Here is a 23,529-nt window from a genome sequence, read left to right as displayed (position 1 = left end):
AGAGTACCTTGATGACTGAGCAAAAGCAGATTGAGTGGCAAAAGCGCCCGCTGGTTATTGGTATCGTTGCTGGTGAAGCTTCTGGTGATAGGCTAGGGGCTGATTTTATGCGTCAGATGAATGCTGTACGTGATGATATCATCTGGATAGGTGTGGGTGGTGAACAGATGCAAAAAGAAGGTTTAGAGCCTTTATTTGCAATGTCTCGCTTATCCGTGATGGGTCTGGTAGAGGTTCTAGGACATCTGCCAGATTTACTAAAAGCACGTAAGCAGTTGGTGCAGGCTTTTTGTGAGGCTCAGATTGACTGGTTTATTGGTATTGATGCGCCAGATTTTAATTTACGAGTGGCAAAAAAGCTAAAGCCTAAAGGCATCTTTTGTGTGCAGTATGTTAGTCCATCTATATGGGCATGGCGTGAGTCGCGCATTCATAGTATTAAGACATCAACACATCTGGTGCTATGTCTATTTCCATTTGAGTTGGAGGTTTATGAAAAGCATCAACATCCTGCTATCTGTGTTGGACATCCATTATTGCATACACTGTCACCTGAGCTGTTAACAACTGACTTTGTTGAGTTGCGTCGTCGTTTGGTATGGAGCAATCCCGAGCTGCGTCATTTCTTTTATGAGAGTCATCAGTATATCAGCAATTTAATTTGTATGATGCCTGGGTCTCGGCGGGGTGAAATTAATGCTATTTTTCCTTTGATGCTAGATGCTATTCAGCGCTTACTGCTGGTTGATAAAGATCTATGTTTTATTATTCCTACTATTGATAAGAATCATCAGTATATTGTGCAAGATTTAATTGATAGTCGTAATGAGCAGTTGCGCGAAGCAGTGGTGGTCGTTTTTGATGATACACAAAGCCATGAACATTTTAGCCAGTTGGTGATGGCTGCATCAGATTTAATCGTCTTAGCCTCAGGAACAGCAAGTTTGGAAGCCATGTTATTACGTCGCCCTATGGTAGTGGTTTATCAGCTTAATAGGCTGACATATCAGATTGCTAAGCGTATGGTTAAGGTACCCTATATATCATTGCCAAATATTTTGGCGGGTGACAAAGTCGTTCCTGAGCTTATCCAAGAGGAAGCAACGGGAGAGAATATCTGTCGTGCAGTGACAAAGCTGTTACCAGTACGTGCTTATCATGAACAGCAAAGTCAACTTGATGATATCAGTGCCAAACTACGGTTACAAAGTAATCAGTCACCTGCACATGCTGTAATAGAAGCATGGGCAAAGTATCCATTATAGAGCAGTGCAGATTGAGTCTGCTCTGACAAGTATTAAAAACTAATATCTGAAAAGCTAAGATATTAAAAACCAAGGTATTAAAACATAGAGAGGCTGTGTGTGTTCACCCTAAATCAGGCATTAAATTCAGTTGCATTTTGGGATAAGAATGATGGTTGGATAGACATCAATCTACCGCAGGCGATACAAATCACAGGTCAACTATCCACACAGCGTTTATATGATGACGTGATGCTTTCGATGAGCAAAGATACAGCACATCATACACCTGCTCATACAGTCACCATTGGTATTGATGAGGTTGGTCGTGGTCCTTTATATGGTAGTGTGGTGGTCGCTGGTGCAATATTGCCAGATGCTTGGTCGGATGAGATTAGTCAAGCACCTTTAACTGATACAGCCTTATCTGGATTGACGGACTCAAAAAAAATATCTGAAAAAAAGCGTGAGATGTTGTTTCCATTGATACAGCAATACAGTATTGGTTATGTATTAGTGGAGATACCTGCCAGCGTGATTGATACGCTCAATATTTTTCAAGCAACAATGACTGCCATGCGTCTATGTGCGGAGACACTGATTACTGCATTGGTTACAGTGTCTAAACAAGATGGACAGGGTAATATCGGTGCGGTTAATTCTAACAAAATAGCAGATAAGTTGCCGTTGAAATGTCAGTTACTGATTGATGGTAATAAGCTACCAGAGTTTGATTGGTTGAGATTAGGCCGGCAAGTAGATTTATCTGAGATACAAATAATGGCTGAGGCATGGGTTAAAGGTGATGGTCGTCACAGTAGTATGGCGGCAGCAAGTGTTTTAGCTAAAGTGGCAAGAGATAGACAAGTGGTTGCGGATGCACAGATGTATCCACAATATCAATTAGAAAAGCACAAAGGTTATCCTACAAAGGCACATCTAGCTGCCATTGCTGAGCATGGTGTGTTGCCACAACATCGGCGTAGTTTTGCTCCTGTCAAAAATGCCTTGGATATGTTGGGAGCAGTGGATTGAATAAATCTGCAAACTGGTCATTCGCCAAGCAAAGTTTTAGGATGTTTTGTGCAACTTAAATCCCCATTGCTAGTTTTATAAGTTGTGCCATCAGAGTCACAACAAGTAGACCACCAAGATAAAGTCCAATAAACCATGCCCATTGGGACTGTTTTTTTGAAAGTTTCATCTGTTACTCACTTACTTTATTCTCCGTTTGTTTTAGAGGTAGTGCAGGTGTTATTGACATGGGTATATGGTCAATCTCAATATACCCATGTCCCAGTTGCTTTATTTTATATTAGTGAGTGCATTAATACATATGTTCATGTGTGGTTTTACCTTTAAAGACATAGTAAGCATATGCAGTGTAACTTAAAATAATTGGCAACATGATACCAGCACCAATTAGCATAAATGATAAAGAAGTATCATCAGCAGCCGCTTCATGTAAAGTCATCGCATAAGGCACAATATGTGGGTAAAATGCTAAGCATAACCCAATATATCCCATAAAGAACATACCTACAGTTAATAGGAAAGGACGATATTCACGTTTTCCTTTTAGGTCATGGCTCATGATATATGCCAAGATTGCTACAATAATTGGCATTGGTGCTAAGTAAAATACCGTTGGGAAAGTTAACCATTTCTCAGTTGCCTCAACATTCACAAATATCATAGCAACAGAGACCAATACCATAGAGATAAGAAAGAGGATTAATATTTTCTGGGCTATTTTTCTTGCCCATTGCTGCAGTTGATCTTCAGACTTAATAATGACCCATGTCGCACCTAATAGTGCATAGCCAATAATAAGTGCAATACCACATAATATTGAAAATGGTGTTAGCCAGTCAAACGTTCCACCAGCGTATAGGCGGTCTTTAACCTCTAGACCATGTACCAATGCGCCGAGCATGATACCTTGCATGAGAGCTGCAACAACAGAGCCAACATGAAAGCAAGTATCCCATACAATACGACGTTGTTTGGACTTAAATCGAAATTCGAAGGCAACGCCACGTAAAATCAAGCCAAACAGCATAAAGGTTACTGGTAAATATAGTCCAGTCATGATAATGCCATATGCAACAGGAAAGGCAGCAAATAAACCACCACCACCAAGTACCAGCCACGTTTCATTACCATCCCAAAAGGGTGCAATAGAGTTCATGATACGACTGCGGTTTTTGTCTGAGCCAGCAAAAGGAAATAAAATCCCGCAGCCTAAGTCGAAGCCATCTAGCAAAACATAAATTAGTACTGCTAAGGCAATCAGCCCACCCCAGATGAGGGGCAAATCTAATACATCACCAAAGTTAAACATTAGCGTTGTCCTCCATCTAGCTCATCATCGTCAATGTCCTCTTGCATATCTTTTACAGGAGACTTATCACCACTGAGAGTGAGACCCTGTCCTTCTGTGACAGAGTGTTCAAAGTAATTATCTTCTTTAGGATCTTCAAATTCTTGAGGTCCTTTTGCAATTAGGCGTAGAATATAAATGGTAGCAGCACCAAAAATAAAGGTATATACGATTATAAATCCTGCCAGAGTTGTCGCTACTTGCGAAGAAATCAAAGGTGAAGCACTTTCAGACGTACGAATAACTTCATAGACTGTCCAAGGTTGTCTGCCTGTCTCAGTAACAAACCAGCCTGCTAATAAAGCAAGAAATCCTAAAGGTGTCATGAGCATCCATGTGTAGTGGAAGCGTTTATTATTCACATCAAAATGACGTTTTTTATGGTAAGTATACGCACTATATATGCCAACGAGTATCATCAGCACTCCAATACCAACCATGATACGAAATGCAAAAAAGACGATAATCACAGGAGGTTGGTCTTCAGGCGCCCAGTTTTTTAGACCTTTGACTTCCTTATCAAATGAATGAGTTAAAATCAGTCCTGATAAATAAGGAATCTCAATGGCATAATGATTGGTTTGCTCATCTTGATCAGGAATTGCAAAGACTCGTAGTGCCGCGCCTCGCTCATCATCCCAGATACCTTCCATTGCTGCTACTTTGGCGGGTTGATGCTCTAAGGTATTTAACCCATGCGCATCACCAATAAATGCTTGTAGAGGAGCAACAAATACTGCCATTAACATCGCCATACCTAACATGACTTTACCATGCTCATGGTGTGCTTGGTGCTTTTTAGATTGTAAATAATAAGCCCCAACTCCACCAACCACAAATGCAGTCGTTAAAAAGGCTGCTGTAATCATATGTGCAAAGCGATAATGGAAAGATGGATTAAAAATAATCTCAATCCAGTCTTTTGGGTTTAGCCGTCCATCAGCACCAATAAAGAAGCCCTGTGGTGTTTGCATAAAGCTATTGGCGGACAAAATCCAGAATCCTGAAATCAAAGTTCCCACAGCGACAAATGCAGTAGCAGTAAAGTGCATTCTTTTACTGACTCGTCCCCAGCCAAAGAGCATAATACCCAAAAATGAAGCTTCAAGGAAAAATGCTGTTAATACTTCATAAGCTAACAGAGGTCCTAAAACGTTACCCACTCGGTCAGAAAATACTGCCCAGTTAGTACCGAACTGATAAGACATGACCACACCAGATACCACGCCCATACCAAATACAACGGCGAATATTTTTGACCAGTGTTTATAGACTTCAGCATAAATGGGGTTGCCTGTACGCAACCATCTAAATTCTAAAACAGTTAACCAAGATGCCAGTCCAATACTAAACGCAGGGAAAACGATATGAAAGGAGACGACAAAAGCAAATTGGATACGAGCAAGTAAAACGGGGTCGAGCTGTTCAATCATAGTGGCTACCCTTAGAGTTTATTGATCGTTCATCTCAAATAAATAGGAGTCAGTTATTCGCTATTTTTTAAATAGCCGATAGCTGTTTTTATATCCATATTACTTGAGCTTGAGTTAGTATGAATGACAGTAAGTTATTATAATTCAGTCATTGAAGATTAATGTATTAGGTTCTGTGAAAGGTTTATCTTAGCTAGTATTGCCCATTTAGTTAATAATTACTCATATTCATTAAATATTGGTTCACCATGCAAAGTGAATAAATATTAATATATCCAGAATTGAGTATAGTAAAAATAATAAATAATATTACTGTATATTGTTAGCTTAATATAAAACAGTGACATTATTAGCTTGCTAGCAGAGTACCACAGAATATATGTTGTGCATTGCCTAGCTTGCCCATAGTAGTATCATCTTGAATCAAAACTATCTTGAACCAAATATATCAAATCATTACGCGATTAATTATACGCTTAAATAGCAGTGAGCTAAACTGCTAATTTGATGAGATGTGCTGATAGTAAATATTGAAATATCATAATTGTTTGTTATGCAAGGTCTTATCTATATTTATTGATTTTGGTTGTGAGCAGGAGGTGTATTTAAGTGGGTGTGCAGTATTTTGCGTAACGTCAATACTGCCTGTGGGCTTTCTTGAATACTATGCCCACCTGTAATCAGTGTCTCGGTTTCTGCACCAGCCAGATGTGCACTTTGATAAGGCACAATACCATCAGATAGATTTTTAGATACTTTGTCATCCAGTGGCTCTTGGACTTCAAGCATGGTGACGACTGTCTTATCTGCTGGCTCTATAGACACCTCTGGTGTAGCAGTAGCAGTTTTCTCTGTAGATACAGGTTTAGATAAATCAACGACAGTTTGATTTGGCTCAAGGTTGGCTAATCCTTCGGTAATATCTGTGTCTTGATTGGCTATGATTGAGTGATAAGTGATGCCTTTTGCAATGCTGATATCTTTGGTAAGACGCATAAATGAAGACTTATCGCTCAGCTGACTGGCGCCATTTTGCAGGTATAGCGCACCTAATGGATTGTTTGCCAGTTCACCTTGTGTTGCGATACTGGTTAAGTTCCCTGTAATGGTCTGTATAAAGCCAAGAGGTAATTGAATAATGCGTCTTAATGTTCGAGTAAACCATTTGTCAGCATAATTTGTACCTTTAAATGGTGCAGAAATAAAGACTGCACGATCTATTTGCGGTTGCTGTGATAAGGTAAAACGGCTATTAAAGTTTTGGTTATTAAAGCTTTGTAGAATCAGTCCATTGAGTTGGTGGTTTTGCTGGTCAGCATTTAGCTCATTTAGTTTTGGCATTAAGTCATCATTAGAAAGTAACATCCGTCCAATTACCGCACCCATACTGTGCCCAACGAGGATACCATGATGACTGGCAGGGTGACTACCATTGGGGTCGACCTGTGCAAATGTACTATCTAGCAGTTGCTTGATTTGATAGCGATTTTCTAGGATTGGTAGATTTGTTGGATAAAAGACCTGCCAGACCTGATAGTTGTCGCGTAGGGCTGGGTCATTAAAAATATCATTGGTAATACTGACCCATGTTGCCGGACTTGATGCTAAGCCATGTAGCATAATGATGACCCGTTTATTTGGGTCATATGGCTCTAGCATAAATAACTGGGGTAGCACTAGCTTTTGCTGGCGTGCAAGCAAGTTGAGATAGCCGACGCCACTGAGTTGGTTTTCAGCCAGCCATAATCCATAGCTTGCCGAAAAGTTCGCTCCCAACGCATACTTTTCACCTAGAATATTAATAGCATGAGTACGATAAGGGTTATAAAGGTTGATGTTAATTTTTTGACTATTAATGACTTCTTCGATGCTATTTCCTGAGACAATAACCACACCGGTCAATAATAAATTACCAGTTCGATGAATTCGGCTCTCTGGTGTACTATCTGCATTCATTACTTGACTGTTAGGTAATAAGTCTTTTAAAGAAGTAGTATGACGGTTTGTTAGTTGCGTGACATAGCTGACACCTAGCCCCTCTCGTTTACTAATGGAGTTTAATCCTGAAAAGCTCATTTCATAGCTGGAATACAGAGTATTAATGGGGTCTGTGCCAGTCGCTTCTATAGAAGGTTGCGACTTATCTGATGTGGACGTGGCTGATACAGTTGGTACGGTAAAGTACTCCGTATCATTGGGTAAGTATAGGCTAAGCTGTGTAGGTGACTGTTTGGGCATGTCCTGATTGATAATATTAAACTGCATTTGCTCCTTGAGTATTGATGTGGTTGAGCTTTTATCAGTAGGTACATAGTGCATATCAATGAACTGAAAGCCACGCTGACGTTCAGCGAATAGATGTTTGATTAAGTCATTAGTCGCTGTGTTATAGATATCTCTGGTTTGAATATCCAAGTCGCTGGATAAGAATCGGACAGAATCTTGTGTATCCTCTTCATTATTTCCTGTTTGCAATGACGTATAAAACAAATAAGCATAGCTATAGCGAAGGGCATAAAGTAGGCTTTGGGTATACGCATTGACACAGTTTCGAGTTTGCTCATCTTTTTGTGTTTGCTCATCTACAGACAATGGTGCATTGGCATAGTAAGGGTCGATTGGTGGACGTTGTAGTGAAACTTCGCACGCCGTTGTATTAGCATATACCTTTGACTTGGCATAATACAGCTCAGCTAGTAATGCCAGTTTTTCGCGTTCATTGACTGATAAGGCACTGCTTTGAATTTGTTGCACACATAAAGAAAACTGAGACAAACAGGCTTGATCATCAATTCCTAGTGACAGTAAGGTCGTATTGGTTTGAGAGCTAAGCTGTTTGTCTGTAATGATATTGCTACGTTGCTTGTCGATGGTCTGCTTGACAGTTTTTTCAGTGACAGATACCACGCTACAGCTTGTTAAAATGCTGACACAGGTCAATGCACATAAGCACTGCCGAGTATGGCGAGATGGTACTATGATAGGTAACAGTGTTGTTAGCTTTTGCAAAAATGTCATAGTTGTCATACTCATGATGTTGATGTATCTGTGGGAAGAAATAGTCTAAGAGCTACTATATAGCTATGGTATAGCCCTTATGTATATATAACCATACTATCTTTACTTGGCTGTTTTGTATCTATTTTAGCCTTCTTCGACTATAGTCTAGGGATTACAGTACGATAGTCATGCTACTTTGTATAGAGTAAATACTCTATAGTCAAAGAAAGGTTGGTTTGAGCGTCATAATAAAAACCCCCTATCAAAGTATATGAGATAGAGGGCTTTATAGTAAGAAAGTAGGGATAGAAAATTAGTTGTCTTGAGACAAGTCCCAAATATAATATTTGCCATTTTCTACCAGTGCAATTTGTTGCTGGATCTGACGATTATTTGGCTGTTGTTGCTGTAATCTTTTAAGGCGTGCTAGTGCATCACCACGACGGTCAGATAATAAGTCCGCTTGAGCTAAGCTTTGCTCAGCTTCTATATATCCTTGAGCAGCAGCTTTGTTAAGATACTTTTTACTTTCATTAAATCCACCACCTTCACTTAGCATCATTCCATATAGGAAGTTTGCTTCGGCACTATCTGGTTGTTGAGTCAATGCACGGGAAACATAGGTGCTGGCACGTATTGTAAAATCTGACCCTAAATCAAGATTACGCCCCATACCATTTAGCTTTGCTGCACGTAGTAGTACGTCATAAGAGGCGTTGGGTGCATCAGCATAAGGTCTTAGCCACTCTTCTAACTCTTTAAGCTTGAGCTTTGAGTAATAGCGTTGGGATACATTATTAAAATTAGGGGGGTAATGGCGTGCATGTGGACTGATTTCTGCAATAAAATCATCAATTAAACTAACGTCCAGCTGCTCTGAGCCATACTGAGTTTGAGGAATCTTGATGGTGGGTACATAGGTAATATCACTAACTGATAGCTTAGGTGTTGGAATCTGTGGTAACTGTCCACTTAATAAATCAATCCCTTGAGCCCCCGCCTTATTATAGACCGGTCTAATGACATGAGTTTTTGGTTCTTGTGGCTGAGCTGCTTGAGCTTGAGCAGTAGAGGTGGTTGCTACAGGGCGGTTTGAAGTGCGAACGGGAGTGATACGTTGTGTGCTTCTAATACGCGCACTGGGTGCTGCTACTGTGCTAGCAGTATTGGTATTTGCCTGATTAGTGTTTACTTGGTTTTGATAGAGATCTATGTAAGGAGAACTGGCGTTGGTATCTGCCTGAGCAGTTGTTGCAATGGCAAAAGCCCCAAGACAGCTGATATATAAGCTACGTTTTATTAATTGTGATATTAATGAGGTATGCAAAAAACTGGGTACAGTCATAAAAATTTCCCTTAACTGGAATATTGATGAGGCATGCTTGAAGTGGACTCGATTATCAAAATAGCGAAATGAAAACTGCCTCTAGTTAAATTCAAACTTGTTTATTGTCGATCTATATAACTTAAGATAATCTATATAATAACGACCATTACGGCATACACTAACAAAAAAGTATCTATCAACACAGTCGTTCGATTGTTACGGTTGTTACAATTTTATAAGTAGCAACTCTATCAACATTAATACATGGGCAAGTTATAAATGATAAGCAACTGCTTTCATTTGATTTGCCATCCAGCGCATCGTTGTGCGTACAGGAGCAGCAAGAGGTGTTCCACCGTGCTCAATGGCAGCAGCGCGATGTTGCAGCTCCTCGATATCCATCTGTTGTAATATCTCTTTACTGCGAATGTCGTTTTCTGGTAGTTGCTGGATATGATCTTGTAAATGTTCACTGACTTGAGCCTCAGTCTCAGCAACAAACCCTAAACTAAACTCATTTGAAATGAGACCAGCGGCAGCACCTAAACCAAAAGATAGTCCATACCATACAGGTGTAAAAACACTGGGATGACTACTTAGCTCTTGCAAGCGAGTCTCACACCATACCAGATGATCAATTTCCTCTTCTGCAGAGTGGTGCATGGCCTCTCTAACCATATCATTTTTTGCTGTCAGAGCTTGTCCATGGTATAGACCTTGAGCACAGACTTCGCCTGTGTGATTAATTCGCATGAGTCCAGCTACATGGCGAGCCTCATCAATGGATAGTTCGGGTAAATGGTCGCTACTCACCGGAAGTGGGCGAGTGCTGGGGTTTGAGTGTGGAATAACAGCACGTAATGCCTTATCGAACCCAATAATGGCTTTATCAACGATAGAAAATGGCTGTGAACGCATATGACCTCTTGTTATTTTTCATCATTTTAATGTTTGGTCGCATTATGTATCCAGTCACTTGGTTATCTGATTCTATATTGACTCAACACCAAATGGTTAGCTATAGTTGGTATGGATTATCATGCGACCTTATCTTTATATGAGCTAATTATGTGCATAAATTGACGGCTTTATCAACTGGATTTTTTAGCTCTCTGTAGAAATTGGTAAACTGCCACGATACTTCTTAAGCTTCATATATAAAAATATACCAACGAAGATATTAATAATACCTGTGACTAAAAAGAGCTGTGGGAGTGTTAAGGCAAATAGATTGAGGATTGCAATAGAAAATACTGCTGAAAACACCATTAAAATTGCATTAAATATATTGTTTGCACCGATGATACGAGCGCGATGACTGATAGGAGCATATGCTTGCATCGAAGCATACAGTGGCACAATATATATCCCACCACTAAAACCAAGAAAAAATAAATCTGCAAAGACACGCCAGTTCTCGATATTTGTCCAAAGACTCTGAATGCCTAGTAGTGGCTCAGTAAGAGCTGTGGGTGTGAAGTTAGATAAGGATAAATAAAGATCAAAAGCAAAGAGGCTCAGCCCAGCAATTCCAAATGGTAACAGGTGCAAGCTAACCTTGTTTTTTGTAAGAGTCTTACATAATAATGAGCCAATAGATACTCCCACAGAAAACAAAGTAAGTAAAAATATCACAACAGACTCATTACCATGTAAAATGACTTTACTAAACTCCGGTGTCTGGGTTAAAAAGGTCGCACCATAAAACCAAAACCAACTATTACCAAGAATAATAAAGAATAATAATGGTAATGAGTAAGCATATTTAATAATATCAATACTGGTAGTAAAAATATTCCAGTTCACTTTGAGATTAGGTTGCATGGCAGCTGTTTTGGGAATGAATATCGATGCGACAAGTCCTAAAATAGCAATCAATATAACAATGGCACTAATCCAATACAGCGAATTATTGAGTTGCGTCAGTACGCCAGCAAGTATCATACCTAGCAAAATTGCTAAGGAAGTACCCATCTGGAATACACCATTGGCACCAACTAACTCATCACGATGCATGGCTTGAGGTAGATAGGCATATTTAATGGGACCAAAAAAGGTTGAATGTGTTCCCATCAAAAATAGAGCAATAAATAATAATCTATAAAGCTCAAATACAAAGCCAATTGCAGCGATAAGCATAATGACGATTTCAAGGATTTTGATATTACGAGTCAGCCATGACTTCTCATATTTATCTGCTAATTGTCCAGCGACTGCAGAAAATAAAAAATACGGTAAAATAAACAACATAGCCGCTAAGTTGTTGAGAATGCTAACAGATGTATCTAGTTGGCTGGCAGCTGTATAGGTTAGCACTAGAATAAGCGCCTGTTTAAAGACATTGTCGTTAAATGCCCCCAAAAATTGCGTGAAGAACATGGCGGTAAATCGACGATGACGAAATAAGCTAAATTGTGTTGCCATGTGGCTTCCTTAAAGTGCGCTAATAAACGATAGCAGGTTAGATTCAGTAGAAATGGTTATATCAATAACACTCTATCATAACAAAACTGATTCAGAAATAATGCGAGGATGTGCTGAATCGTCATCATCATATGATTGTCACTCATACAAATTTGCTCATGGAAATAGTTATCTATCTCTCATAAATCACTCACACGTTTCATGCACTATTTGTACTCAGTTGTCTTGTGGTCATTTTATTTTAAGCTGACTGTATGAGATTGAACTAACTATAGTAATCAACGATTTGCTATCATAAAAAAGGTTTTCTAGATTTACTAGGTTTTCTACTAGGTTTTTTATAACTCTCACGGTATGATAGCAACGAATTCGGTGCTGTGTTTTACAATAAACAATAAATATTGAAAGGTAGTAAAATTGAAAAAAAATCAGCTATTAATATTTCGTTTATCACCATTAGTTGCCAGTATAACCTGCATTCTATCTACCATTAGTGTGGTAGGGCATACGGGGGAAGTGGTTGCTCAACAGGCTGATCGTAACGACCTTACCACTGCTAGCACTACAAGCTCAGCATCGACAGTAGTAGCGCCAAAGAATACAGTAGTGGATTCTGCTAGTGAGCAGATTGCTCCCATCATCAGTGCTGAAGATAAAGAAAAAGAACAGCTGAATCAGGCATTAATTGCATTGCGCCTAAAGCAAGCAGTAGAGCAAGGGAATATTGATCCACAGGTTTTAGAAGACTACCAAAAACATACTATCGAGCAAAATTCCTATGTGCCACCTATCACTTTGACACCATCTACAGCACAGCCAGTGGATAGTGCCTTCGAGCATCCAGAGCAGATAAGCCCAGATGTTTCTCAGTCACCTCAGCAGAAGGTGGGAGTTGAGACAGAAGCGATACCAGCTGATGATAAAGGTAGGTTTTCTTTATCGATGGCATCACCACAACAAATTGAACAATCTTTGGCTGAAATCACCAGCCAGCAAGCAATGCAGTTCCATGAGCCAGTGGCAACCTTATCTGGGAGAAATGTACCAATAGGATATGATACGGTTTTAGATAATGCGTCGTTGCCAGTACCATCAAATCGTGAAACACTGGGGCTACAAACTACGAATGTGTCAGATAGTATTGAGAATAATAATGTACAAGATGGTACGGACGTACCTCAGGGAAAGACGGATACATCCACACTTTCTGCTCATTCTAAAGACACGGCAAGTAGTGCTTCTCAACAGCATGAGGTAGTGACGACTGGACAGGCTGAAAACACACAAGATACTCAGGTTAATGACAGTGAGGGTATCGACCCCAATGACTATCTGCCAGAGTATCATGCAGATGATACAGAGCAAGCACAAACTACTCAAAATACAGTGAGTGAGGATGCAGGAACGACCTCATTGATACGTAGTGGTGAGAATATAGTTAAGCGTATTTATAATCGTGTGTTCAATGATGGTTATGGCGCTCTACCAAGAATTCATGCAGACATATATTTACAACAAAATGATCCTGCGGATTCTAGTCAAACACCTACATTGGTAAAAGCCGATACAGATAATCAACCTGCTAAAAATATTAAGGCGGCCTTAGAAGAGATTACTGCACAAGCCATTTCTGATTTTAATGCAGTTTTACCACGGTTGCGTGAAGAAGCTGTAAATGCAGCTGAGGCAGTGGGTTATTATGATACTCGACTTCGCTTTGTAAAGCGGAGTGGAGATACGGTAGACGTAATTATTGAGCAGTTAGGTGAACCCGTAGAAGTCGCTACTCGGGTGGTTGATATACGTGGAGAAGGTGCAAGCTTACCAGAATTTGAGAAGATTCAAAAAAATGCACCACCTATGGTTGGTGAAATATTTAATCAAGGCGTCTATAAAAATACAAAGTCTGAGATAGAGTCAGTCAGTGGTCAGCATGGTTTCTTTGATGCGTCTTGGTTGAACAAGTCGGCTGATATTATTTTGCCAGATAACACAGCAGATGTAGACCTTATCTATAGTACAGGAGATCGGTATCAATTTGGTGAAGTAGTATTTTTTACTCTGGATAAGGAGACTGGCAAACTGACAACAGACCCTGATAAATTGCCAGTGAAGCCTGAGTTATTGCGTCAGCTATATGTATTTAAGCAAGGTGATAAGTATTATCAGCCTTTCATTACTCAGTTTAGAAATGACTTATCTGCAACGCGTTATTTTAATACTTTAAATGTTGATGTGGTATTGCCAGCTCAAGCATCAGATAATGACTCTGTATTACAGTTTGATAATAATAGTGCAGGCAGTTCATCGACAGTATCTGATAGTACTGGACAACAAGACGCTGTAGAAGCAGAAAATAATTCATTATCTGCAAGTTTGGGTGATGCTGAGTCATCGACCATAGCAGATTCTACTGGTGTGGATGAAGAGATTACGCCTATTGAGTTTGCAGTGGATGAAGAAACATCTGATAAACTACAAGCTATTAAGAGGAAAGCAGAAAGGCTGATGCTATTACCAGATAACAGGGTGCTTGATGAAACACCACATGAAGCACAAGGTGTACTTGGACGGCTAAGTAATGGCATTAGTGCATTGGCGAAAAAAATACTACCTGATGAAGAAGAGTCGTTAAATAGTATAGACAATTTACCAGAAGAGCAACCTACATTAGCAGGACGTAAAACACCTCAAGAAGTGAAAGAAGATAAATCTATTCCATTATATGTCTTTGTGATGGCAGATAAGCCCAGAGATGCACAGATGGGTATCGGTTATGGTACAGATACGGGGATGCGTATTGTGGGTCGTTTGGATAATAACTTGATTAATCGAGATGGTTATCAGGCAGGTGTTAGTGCCAGTTGGTCAAAAGTTAATCAGCTGGTAAAAGTATACGCCAGTCGTCCTTGGAAACATCCATTAAATGATGTGTTGTCAGGGAATCTGAGCTATGAGCAAAAGAAAATTGATCAAGGTAAGGGAACATTTGATTTGGCTACCCGCTCTATTCAAGCGGGGGTAGCACGCAATATTAGTAAAGAGTCTGGGTGGAATCGAAGCTACTCATTACGCTACCGTCTTGACCAGCTTGATAGTGGCATTGAAGGTCCTAATCGTGAAAATTTACCTGTTCCTTTTAACCGTAGTGATTCTAGTTTTTATCAACAAGCATTATTATTGGGTTATGCACTGAATAAAACCTCGACTAATAATTTAACAAATCCCACTCATGGTATACATCAGTATTATTCATTAGAAGCAGGAGCAAAAGGATTGCTGACTGAGACGAATATGGGTATCATTCGTGCCGGTGCAAGTGGTATCCACAGTTTTGGTGAATCAAATAAACATCAAGTTTTAGGTCGGTTTGATACAGGCTATATTTGGGCAGACAATTTTAATGAAGTACCCTATAATCTACGCTTCTTTGTTGGTGGAGACCGCAGTATTCGAGGTTATGATTATGACAGTCTATCAGCAAAAAACAGTAAAGGTTATCTAGTTGGTGGACAAGTCTTAGCAGTGGGTAGTGCTGAGTATAATTACGAGTTTAAGCCAGGATTCCGTGCGGCAGTGTTTGCAGATGCAGGGAATGCCTATGATAGAGACTTTAAAACCGATACAAAACTTGGTGTGGGTGTTGGGCTTCGTTGGGCATCACCAGTGGGTGTGGTACGATTGGATGTGGCAGCAGGGGTGTTAGAAGATAATATCCCTGTCCGATTGCATTTCTTTATCGGCTCACCATTGCAGTAATTAGTAGTATATGGGTAGCTGAGTATAAATTACTGAGCCATTTCCCCTAGTGAAACTTTCGCAGTGTTGATAGTGTACAGATACAATGCAGTTCTTGGTTGTAAAGCCATATTGCAAAGCCATTTTGAATCTACGAGTATATAGTTTTTATCATGACACAGACCCCCAAGCCTCCTAAGTCTTCTAAGCCATCATCTCAAGATTCTAAGCAAGAGGTATCTGCGCAGCCAGAGCTTGATGCTGCAGAAAAAGATGCCATTGCTGTTCAGCGCTGGTATCCGTTGTCATTTCTACTCAAATTATTGTTAACCGTATTATGCTTATTTGTTGTGGTATGTTTGACCTTTTATATCATGGCAGGTACAGAAGGAGGCAGTAAGTTTCTGGTTGATAAGCTGGCAGGTGAAACAGGGGTAACGCTTAAGTATGGTGAGGGCAACTTACGAGATGGTTTGAGTGTGACTGACATAGTACTCAAGCCCAGTGAGGATATGGATATTTATGTCAATTCAGCCTCGGTTAAAATAGGGTGGCGTGCTATATTTGTAAAACAGGTACATTTGCGAGATGCCACCATTGACCAATTAAAAATTATTGACCACCAGCCACCCAGTGGCAAGCCTTTTGATTATCGTACTTTAGATTTACCAGTTAATCTACGCCTAGACTCTGCCAAGATTAACCGCATCTCCTATGAACAGGCAACCAAAGAGCCGGTGATTGTCACTGATGTTTCTGCGCAAGATCTAAGCTGGATAGGAACAACGGTGCATGTTGCTCAGGGAAACCTGCAATATGCTGATATTGTTAATATTGCAGGATTATCTGGTGAGATAGACTTACAAGGTGATTATCCTTTAGATGCCAAAGCAGTTTTAACAGTCAATAGTTTAGAAAAAATCTATGTTTCACCCTTAAATGTAATGGCTACAGGTACACTAAAACGTACCGTAGGCAAGGTGCGTAGCCGTTACAATGACAGTGACGTATATGGAGAATTTTCTGTTCAAGGACTAGATGACAATGCCCCATTTGAAGCAAAACTAATGTGGGATGATGTCACTTTGCCATATGCAGAATCACAAAATATTCGCTTACAACAAGGCTTATTGACAGCATCAGGGGTGTTGTCTGATATAGATCTGCGTATTAATAGTGAGTTAAGTGCAGAAAATATTCCCAGTGGACATTATCAGGGGCGAGCAAAAGTCGTTGATAGCCAAATGTTGATAGATAGACTGGTTGCTGTGACTGCAAATGGGCAGCTATTAGCAAAAGGTGTGTTGGATTGGGAAAAGGCATTTACTGCAAAAGCCATGGTGACCAGTGATGGTTATCGGTTAAATGATATCTTGCCAGAAGAAGTCATTGCTTATGCACCAGAGAAACTGGCAGGTCAGCTTGCAGTGGTCTTTAATAATGCCAATGCTGATGGTGACATGCAGATTAATGCAGATTTGCGTCAAAAAGATGGTGAGCATATCCATGCAAAAATCATCGAAACAGATGTATCTGATAATCCAAGGCATGAGCCACTATGGCGTATATCTGCACAATGGAATCACTTAATCCGTAAAAATGTACCTGATATTGGGACAATAAATAGCCCCAATGGCAGTGCGATAGTCGATATGCGCGGTAGCCGTTTGAATGTAAATGCAAAGGCACAAGTCGTAGAGTTAAATGCGGCACCAAAGGGTGATTATGACGTACGTGTTAATAAAATAGGTAATCGTATCGTCATTCCTTCACTACTATACAATGGTGTGGTGGGAAATTTAGCAGGGCATGGAGAGATTCGCTTAGCAGAAAACAATCATCCATTACGCTGGAAAATTGATGCCAAAACAACCGGACTGTTACCAAAAGAATATGATGCTGACTTGCCCGTATCAAACCTAGTAGGCAATATCGTCGCATCTGGAGAGATGCAAGATATTCAAAAATCAGTCGTGAAGCAATATGGCAATACTCGACGCCGTCAATTGCAAAAAGGTCAGCGCCATCGTGTCAACATCTTATCATCAGATTTAAAAGCGGTGTTAGATAGTACAGTCAATACACAAAATCAAGAAGAACCAGAGTATCGTTACGTTACTGTCAATGGTACTGGAGCTGGTGAGTTCGAATTATTAGCAGGAAACTTAAGTCATTTTGATACCCAGTTTGATGGAAATTTACAGACTCAGGGTCTACCAGATGGTACTTTGGCTATTGATGTGAACGGTACGGCAGAACAGATTCATATTAAAAACTTTAAACATGAGGGTTCAGCGGGTCATCTATTAGCATCAGGTGATGTGGACTTGCGTCAAGGTATTGGTTGGGATATTAATGCCACAGCACAAAACCTGAATATTGGTGCTTTTGCACCACAAACACAAGGCATCGTATCAGGTGACTTAGTCTCGCAAGGACACTGGAAGAATGATGGCAGTCAGTTTGGTAATCTATCAGCCTTTGACGTATCTTTTAATGGTAGCTTGGACACACCAGATTTACCAAAAGGACAGTTGGTCATAGATGCTGGCGGTACTGCACAGACCATCCATATTCGCCAGTTTAGTCACATAGGAGATGCAGGCAGTATCGTTGCCACAGGAGACGTTGATGTCAGTCAGGGTGTTCGTTGGGATATTACAACGAACATGAATGACTTTAATGTAGGATATTTTGTTACAGATATGCCCAGTGCAATTTCTGGAAAAATTGCAACTACAGGTAGTTGGCAAGATGATGTGCAAAAGATTCATATCAGTGATATGAATGTACAAGGTCAGCTTAAAGGTCAGCCATTGGTAGCGACGGGTGGTTTGGATGCAACTTTGCACTTACCTAAAGATATGCAAAGTTATCTGGCAAAATTACAAAAAGGTGATGCAGAAAATCAAGTTTCTCAAGTTAAGGCAATTGCACCTGAGTTAAATGTACGTGACCTTGCTATCCGTTGGGCTGATAATGAAATTGTGGCAAATGGTACTGCACAACAGCTACAAGCTCAGGTTAACATTAATAGTTTGCATCAGCTATCTGAGCAACTGGCAGGTCAGCTTCAAGGAGGCTTGACTTGGATACAAACAGAAGATTCTGCGCTACCGACCATTTATGTGGACTTAACTGGCGCACGTATGGCACTGTCAAACTTTATACTGACTCAAGGACAAGTAAAAGGTAAGATTGTCAATCTGGGTAAAAGTCCTAGTCAACTGGCTCTGAGTGCAAAAGGCTTGCAGTTGGCTGATAGAAAGTTTGAACAGCTTAATGTGGTGTTTGATGGTACAGAGCAACAACATAGCTTAACACTTGCACTGACTGATCCACAAGCCACAGTGAAGGCGTTGATTAAAGGTGGACTAAATCGTCAAGATATGCAGTGGAAAGGGGTGATTGGTCAAGGCGAGATATCCTCAAAATATGCTACCTTACAACAAAAACAACCTGCTGAAATGCTGGTGGATATAGATGCACAAAGTTTACAGTTAGCAGCACATTGCTGGGAAGCAACAAACCAATCAGGTAAGCTGTGCCTTAGAAAAAACCTACTGGTTTCAAAGGACAGGGGTCAAGTAGATGTTGCCATACAAAAGCTCAATACTTCTTTATTTTCACCATTTTTGCCTAGCGATATTGACTGGAAGGCACAAATTAATGGTAAGGCATTATTAAGCTGGCAGCAAGGAAGACAACCAGATATTAATGCAACATTATATACAGATAATGGACGTATAGGTCTGATTCAAGATGGTGATAGTGACCCAGTCTCCATTCCATATGAGCGCGTTTCACTCATTGCTAAGACGACTGAAAAAGGGTTAAATCTACGGACAGATATTAATACTGGACAAGGGGCAAGGGGTTATGCCGATGTGTTGGTAGACCCTTATCAACCAAATAAACCAATCTCTGGTGCTTTGGTACTCAATGAGCTGAACTTAGCCATATTTAAGCCTTTCTTCCCCGGTATGCGAGTATTAGAAGGGAATGCAACCATGGCAGGCGGTTTGGGTGGTACATTAACCAAACCTGTATTTTATGGTGATGTCAATTTGCAAAATGGACGCATTGCCATGCTGGACTTGCCAGTAAATTTAAGTAACATCAATGCAAAAGCAAAAGTGCGTGGACAGACAGCCGTTATTGAAGGCTCATTTAATAGTGGTGATACAGGTAAAGGTACCTTATCTGGTACAGTTGACTGGCAACAAGAGTTACAAGCGAAGCTTAGTATTGCTGGAGAGCATTTGATTATTGCACAACCACCATTGTTGTATGCAGAAATTAACCCAGACTTGGATATTATCATTCGTCCAAATCAGCGATATGTCAACATTGAAGGCGCAGTGTTAATACCAGAGGCAACCATTAGACCACCAGAAGCAAGTAATGATGTGGTTACCAAGTCAGAAGACGTGGTAGTTTTGGATAGACGTTTGATTGGTAATATTAATGAAGTGTTAGCAGTATCTAAGCCTTGGTCTATTAATGCTGATATTGGTATTGACCTTGGTAAAGATGTCAGTTTCCGTGGCTTTGGTGCAACACTACCTTTAGCGGGTGCAATTAATGTTACACAAAAAGGTCAAGGTGTTATGCAGGCGTTGGGTGTTATACAGGTATCCCGCCGCAGTAAAATTGATGCATTTGGGCAGAATCTTGATTTGAATTATGGGCAGATTCGCTTTAATGGTGATGTGCGTGACCCTGCACTAAGTATTGAAGCAATCAAAGAAATTGAAGGACAGACTGTTGGTCTTAGGGTAACAGGCAATGTTTCAAAACCAAATATTACCGTCTTTAATAATGCTGGTTTGACACAAGAGCAAGCGATGAATGCCCTAGTAACAGGACGTTTAACAAATACGAGTGGCACCCAAATCAGTGAAGAAGGCTTTAAATCAGAAGTAACTAACAATTTGGCAGCAGCAGGTCTAAGCTTTGGATTAAGTGGAACTCGTAGCTTGACAAATTCGATTGGTAAAGCCTTTGGCTTAGAGAGTCTGACTTTAGATGCTTCTGGTTCGGGTAATGATACTAGCGTTAATGTGACAGGATATATTACACCAGATTTATATATTCGTTATGGTGTTGGTGTGTTTAATGCTCAAAGTAGCCTATCATTACGTTATCAGTTAACCAGACGCGTCTATATTGAAGCAACAACAGCAGCTGAAAAAACAGTTGATGTGATTTATAGTTGGCAGTTTTAAGATAAGTAGTTTGTTGAATGGGATGATATTTGTAATATATGTCTAGGGTCTGTTGAACATTCATCTTCATAGGAAAAATTGAGATACTGATTTTAATAAACAGTGACTTAGTCAAGGCAATGAACGCAGGTAATATCTGGATATTAACCAGTTCATTAACGCAGAATAAGGCAAATTTAGCCAATTTTTACATGAAAGTAAAAAATAGCTGTATTCCTTGTAGGTATTAGCCTAACGGGGTGAATGTTCAACAGACCCTAGTCGATTCAATACAAAACTGTTACGTCGTCAAGCTCGCTCGCAGTACTTTGTATGCCTTCGCTCGTTTTTCTGGTAACAGTATTAGTTTGAATTGAATATAGTCTGCCAAGTATGACTTCATCAAAGGCAACTAAAGGTAGATAGTGCATGTAGTACATTGAGCATAATTAATGTGGTGAAATCATATTAGATTGATGACTATAGTATTTCTGATTATCTGAAATTGAGACTATAAAAACAGCTAAATGATGAGAGCGTATCTAATCATTTAGCTGTGTTGAGAGTCTACTATGCTGTGTTGTTGTTATTATATTATTGGTCTGTTTTTCTTATTTATAGTTATATTTCAGTTTATTATTATGCCTTCCCTATTTTTTGGTGGCATGTTCTTTTCTACATCACCACCACCTCAAAATTTTTATAATTATTTTTTATTTAACCATTTAAATTAATAAATATTCCATTATACATTTTATTTATAGTTGTTTAATAAATAAGAATTTGGTATCAATTAATAACGTGCACAATAAATGCTATATTCAAGGTTAATAAATCTTAAGTCTAATAAATATGTTAAACAATTAAGTATGTATAGTGGAAAAGAAATGATAAAGCCAAAGATAATATAAAAGTTAAATCTTTAAATTATGTATTGAATATATCAATTCAATTCCACTATAAGTACTCAAGTATCATAAATGTACCATTATTTAGTTAAAATCAGACGATTGTTACGTGTTAGACGTAAGCGGTACTCTTCGCCTTCATGTTGAATACGTACTTCTTTGGTTAGTGCAAACAAGTGTTGTGATTGCAACATTGGAAGTTGGTTGTCACGTAAGTGTAGTGAGCGAGAGATGATATTGTTCATGGCTAGTTCCTTTTAAGTTTCACTCTAATGCAGTTAGTGCATTGTATGAGTGGTAAGTTTGGCAGATGAAAAATCCATAGTTTAAAATGATGGTCACTATCAAGTCAGTCGTTTGGTTTTGTTGATAATGATTATCATTTGAGTTAATTATTAAACATATCCCGTATAATTGCAAGCACTTTTTGAGAAAAAATGCTATTTAATTTACTAGATAGTTGTTATTTATTAAATAATTCTTTATAAAACATAGGTTTATACCAATGAATGCAAGAAAAAGTTCAAGTCAGGCTGTTGCTACTTCTTATATTGATGTTGCTGTTGCTGTGATTCAGTATCAGAATCAGTATTTATTAGGCTATCGTCATGCTCAGCAACATCAGGGTGATTGCTATGAATTTGTTGGTGGTAAAGTAGAAAATCAGGAAAATCCCATATCAGCATTAAAACGTGAGGTGGCAGAGGAGATAGGGCTACAGTTAGACATGGTAGAGCCTGAAATGTATATCAATGCGTTAGGGGTTATTAGCCATGATTATGGTGATAAGGTTGTGCGCTTGCATGTTTATCGAGTGAATTTGTCATCTAGACAATACACCATGATGCAAAATAAAAAAATAGGTGAAGAGGGACAACCTTTATTATGGGTAAGCCATACTGATTTATTAGCAGGCAAGTATCCACTACCACAGGCAAATCGAGTAATTTTGGATTGGTTGCGCTTACCTGAGAGGATATGTATTACTCAACCCGTACAAGAGTTTGCAAGTGTGCAATACTGGTTAGCACATTATTGTCAGAGCTTGCCTGATGGTGCATGTGTGTATGTACGTCATCATCTTGATAGAAAAAATCAAGATGTTAATGTCACTCTTGCAGTAACTGATAAAAAAGTAGATTGTGAGCCACACGATAAACAGATTTTAGCATTGCTGAGTGGCTTAGCAACTCAACGTCCAGATTTAAAGTGGATAGTATCTGTGACAGATATTCAGCGCATACTAGATAATGAGCAGGATGCACTGTTAAAGTATGTCATGGCTCAGCATATGCCAGCATATGTGCTAAAACAATATGATGATGAGTGTGACCACTATATTAAAAAAGAATCTTTTAATCAGGTATCTTCTTTGACTCATTTATCATTGGTGGCAGATTTTCCTGTGACCATGAGCTGTCATGATGCGTTGAGTATACTCTCTGCTAATCAGTTAGCAAGACAGCGTATCGCAGAGGGCTTGCCAGCTGTTGTTGCTATGTTTGTATCACCAGTATTGGCAACACAAACGCATCCAGATGTTTTGCCATTGGGGTGGCAGGGTTTTTCTAAGTTGGCAGATCAGGCAGAAGTTCCTGTCATTGCCTTGGGTGGCTTATCACCTGATGATTTAGCATTAGCACGTCAATATGGGGCAGACAAAGTAGCTGGTATTCGTCAGTTTTGTAAAAACTCAACACAGCGTGATAATGAAAAATAAAATATTAAAAAACGTAGCAGAGGTTTACAAACCGTTGCGTTTTTACACATAGTTTATATAGCGTCGTATAACAGAATATTCTAGACTGTATTTATTGCAATAATGAGAGTTTATCTAAATGAGCAAGATAAGTCAGTTTAGAAAA

The 23,529-nt window shown here is 39.4% G+C and carries 13 protein-coding genes; 5 read left to right on the top strand and 8 right to left on the bottom strand.

Going from position 1 to position 23,529, the window contains the following annotated elements:
* Positions 1–11: 11 nt before the first annotated feature.
* Both lpxB and FHK88_RS07640 read left to right on the top strand, forming a co-directional pair.
* Positions 12–1,265, top strand: coding sequence for a lipid-A-disaccharide synthase (gene lpxB, locus FHK88_RS07645; protein ID WP_227430154.1), 1,254 nt, complete (start codon positions 12–14; stop codon positions 1,263–1,265).
* A 99-nt stretch (positions 1,266–1,364) separates the two neighbouring features.
* Entirely contained in the window at positions 1,365–2,279 is a 915-nt protein-coding gene (locus FHK88_RS07640) for a ribonuclease HII (protein ID WP_227430153.1), read from the top strand.
* 55 nt (positions 2,280–2,334) lie between these two features.
* Here the strand turns inward: FHK88_RS07640 and FHK88_RS07635 are convergent, their stop codons facing one another.
* From FHK88_RS07635 to FHK88_RS07605, 7 genes are all read right to left on the bottom strand, one after another.
* A complete protein-coding gene (locus tag FHK88_RS07635) occupies positions 2,335–2,448 on the bottom strand; it encodes a DUF2474 domain-containing protein (protein WP_227430152.1) in 114 nt (37 codons plus the stop codon).
* Positions 2,449–2,571: 123 nt separating this feature from the next.
* Entirely contained in the window at positions 2,572–3,588 is a 1,017-nt protein-coding gene (cydB, locus tag FHK88_RS07630) for a cytochrome d ubiquinol oxidase subunit II (RefSeq protein WP_227430151.1), read from the bottom strand.
* Positions 3,588–5,060, bottom strand: a complete 1,473-nt coding sequence (locus tag FHK88_RS07625; protein ID WP_227430150.1) for a cytochrome ubiquinol oxidase subunit I — start codon at positions 5,058–5,060, stop codon at positions 3,588–3,590. Before FHK88_RS07625 ends, cydB begins: the two co-directional genes overlap by 1 nt.
* Positions 5,061–5,633: 573 nt before the next feature.
* On the bottom strand, positions 5,634–8,093 hold the full coding sequence (locus FHK88_RS07620) for an esterase/lipase family protein (RefSeq protein ID WP_227430149.1): 2,460 nt from the start codon (positions 8,091–8,093) through the stop codon (positions 5,634–5,636).
* A gap of 280 nt (positions 8,094–8,373) precedes the next feature.
* Positions 8,374–9,405 carry a tetratricopeptide repeat protein gene (locus tag FHK88_RS07615; RefSeq protein WP_227430148.1) on the bottom strand — a complete coding sequence of 344 codons (1,032 nt, stop codon included), beginning with the start codon at positions 9,403–9,405 and terminating at the stop codon, positions 8,374–8,376.
* A gap of 255 nt (positions 9,406–9,660) precedes the next feature.
* Entirely contained in the window at positions 9,661–10,305 is a 645-nt protein-coding gene (gene coq7 / locus FHK88_RS07610) for a 2-polyprenyl-3-methyl-6-methoxy-1,4-benzoquinone monooxygenase (protein WP_227430147.1), read from the bottom strand.
* A gap of 186 nt (positions 10,306–10,491) precedes the next feature.
* The gene (locus FHK88_RS07605) at positions 10,492–11,811 is read right to left on the bottom strand and encodes an MFS transporter (protein ID WP_227430146.1); all 1,320 of its coding nucleotides are present in this window, start codon (positions 11,809–11,811) and stop codon (positions 10,492–10,494) included.
* Positions 11,812–12,228: 417 nt separating this feature from the next.
* Here FHK88_RS07605 and FHK88_RS07600 point away from each other — a divergent pair, with 417 nt between their 5' ends.
* Both FHK88_RS07600 and FHK88_RS07595 read left to right on the top strand, forming a co-directional pair.
* Positions 12,229–15,570 (top strand): BamA/TamA family outer membrane protein, encoded by a 3,342-nt coding sequence (locus tag FHK88_RS07600; RefSeq protein ID WP_227430145.1) that lies wholly within the window; start codon positions 12,229–12,231, stop codon positions 15,568–15,570.
* 152 nt (positions 15,571–15,722) lie between these two features.
* The gene (locus tag FHK88_RS07595; RefSeq protein WP_227430144.1) at positions 15,723–20,777 is read left to right on the top strand and encodes a translocation/assembly module TamB domain-containing protein; all 5,055 of its coding nucleotides are present in this window, start codon (positions 15,723–15,725) and stop codon (positions 20,775–20,777) included.
* Between the two features lie 967 nt (positions 20,778–21,744).
* Here the strand turns inward: FHK88_RS07595 and hemP are convergent.
* Positions 21,745–21,909, bottom strand: a complete 165-nt coding sequence (hemP, locus tag FHK88_RS07590) for a hemin uptake protein HemP (RefSeq protein WP_227430143.1) — start codon at positions 21,907–21,909, stop codon at positions 21,745–21,747.
* 260 nt (positions 21,910–22,169) lie between these two features.
* Here hemP and FHK88_RS07585 point away from each other — a divergent pair, with 260 nt between their 5' ends.
* Entirely contained in the window at positions 22,170–23,384 is a 1,215-nt protein-coding gene (locus tag FHK88_RS07585) for an NUDIX domain-containing protein (RefSeq protein WP_227430142.1), read from the top strand.
* Positions 23,385–23,529: the final 145 nt, after the last annotated feature.

Source organism: Psychrobacter sp. I-STPA6b, from assembly GCF_020662265.1.
Classification (GTDB): domain Bacteria; phylum Pseudomonadota; class Gammaproteobacteria; order Pseudomonadales; family Moraxellaceae; genus Psychrobacter.
This window is presented reverse-complemented; position numbering and strand designations above follow the sequence as displayed.

Bases quoted from the DNA above. Each gene is read 5' to 3' on its own strand.
- FHK88_RS07615 (WP_227430148.1), bottom strand. From the start codon at position 9,405: ATGACTGTACCCAGTTTTTTGCATACCTCATTAATATCACAATTAATA.
- hemP (WP_227430143.1), bottom strand. From the start codon at position 21,909: ATGAACAATATCATCTCTCGCTCACTACACTTACGTGACAACCAACTT.
- FHK88_RS07635 (WP_227430152.1), bottom strand. From the start codon at position 2,448: ATGAAACTTTCAAAAAAACAGTCCCAATGGGCATGGTTTATTGGACTT.
- coq7 (WP_227430147.1), bottom strand. From the start codon at position 10,305: ATGCGTTCACAGCCATTTTCTATCGTTGATAAAGCCATTATTGGGTTC.
- FHK88_RS07620 (WP_227430149.1), bottom strand. From the start codon at position 8,093: ATGAGTATGACAACTATGACATTTTTGCAAAAGCTAACAACACTGTTA.
- cydB (WP_227430151.1), bottom strand. From the start codon at position 3,588: ATGTTTAACTTTGGTGATGTATTAGATTTGCCCCTCATCTGGGGTGGG.
- FHK88_RS07595 (WP_227430144.1), top strand. From the start codon at position 15,723: ATGACACAGACCCCCAAGCCTCCTAAGTCTTCTAAGCCATCATCTCAA.
- FHK88_RS07605 (WP_227430146.1), bottom strand. From the start codon at position 11,811: ATGGCAACACAATTTAGCTTATTTCGTCATCGTCGATTTACCGCCATG.
- FHK88_RS07585 (WP_227430142.1), top strand. From the start codon at position 22,170: ATGAATGCAAGAAAAAGTTCAAGTCAGGCTGTTGCTACTTCTTATATT.
- FHK88_RS07625 (WP_227430150.1), bottom strand. From the start codon at position 5,060: ATGATTGAACAGCTCGACCCCGTTTTACTTGCTCGTATCCAATTTGCT.
- lpxB (WP_227430154.1), top strand. From the start codon at position 12: ATGACTGAGCAAAAGCAGATTGAGTGGCAAAAGCGCCCGCTGGTTATT.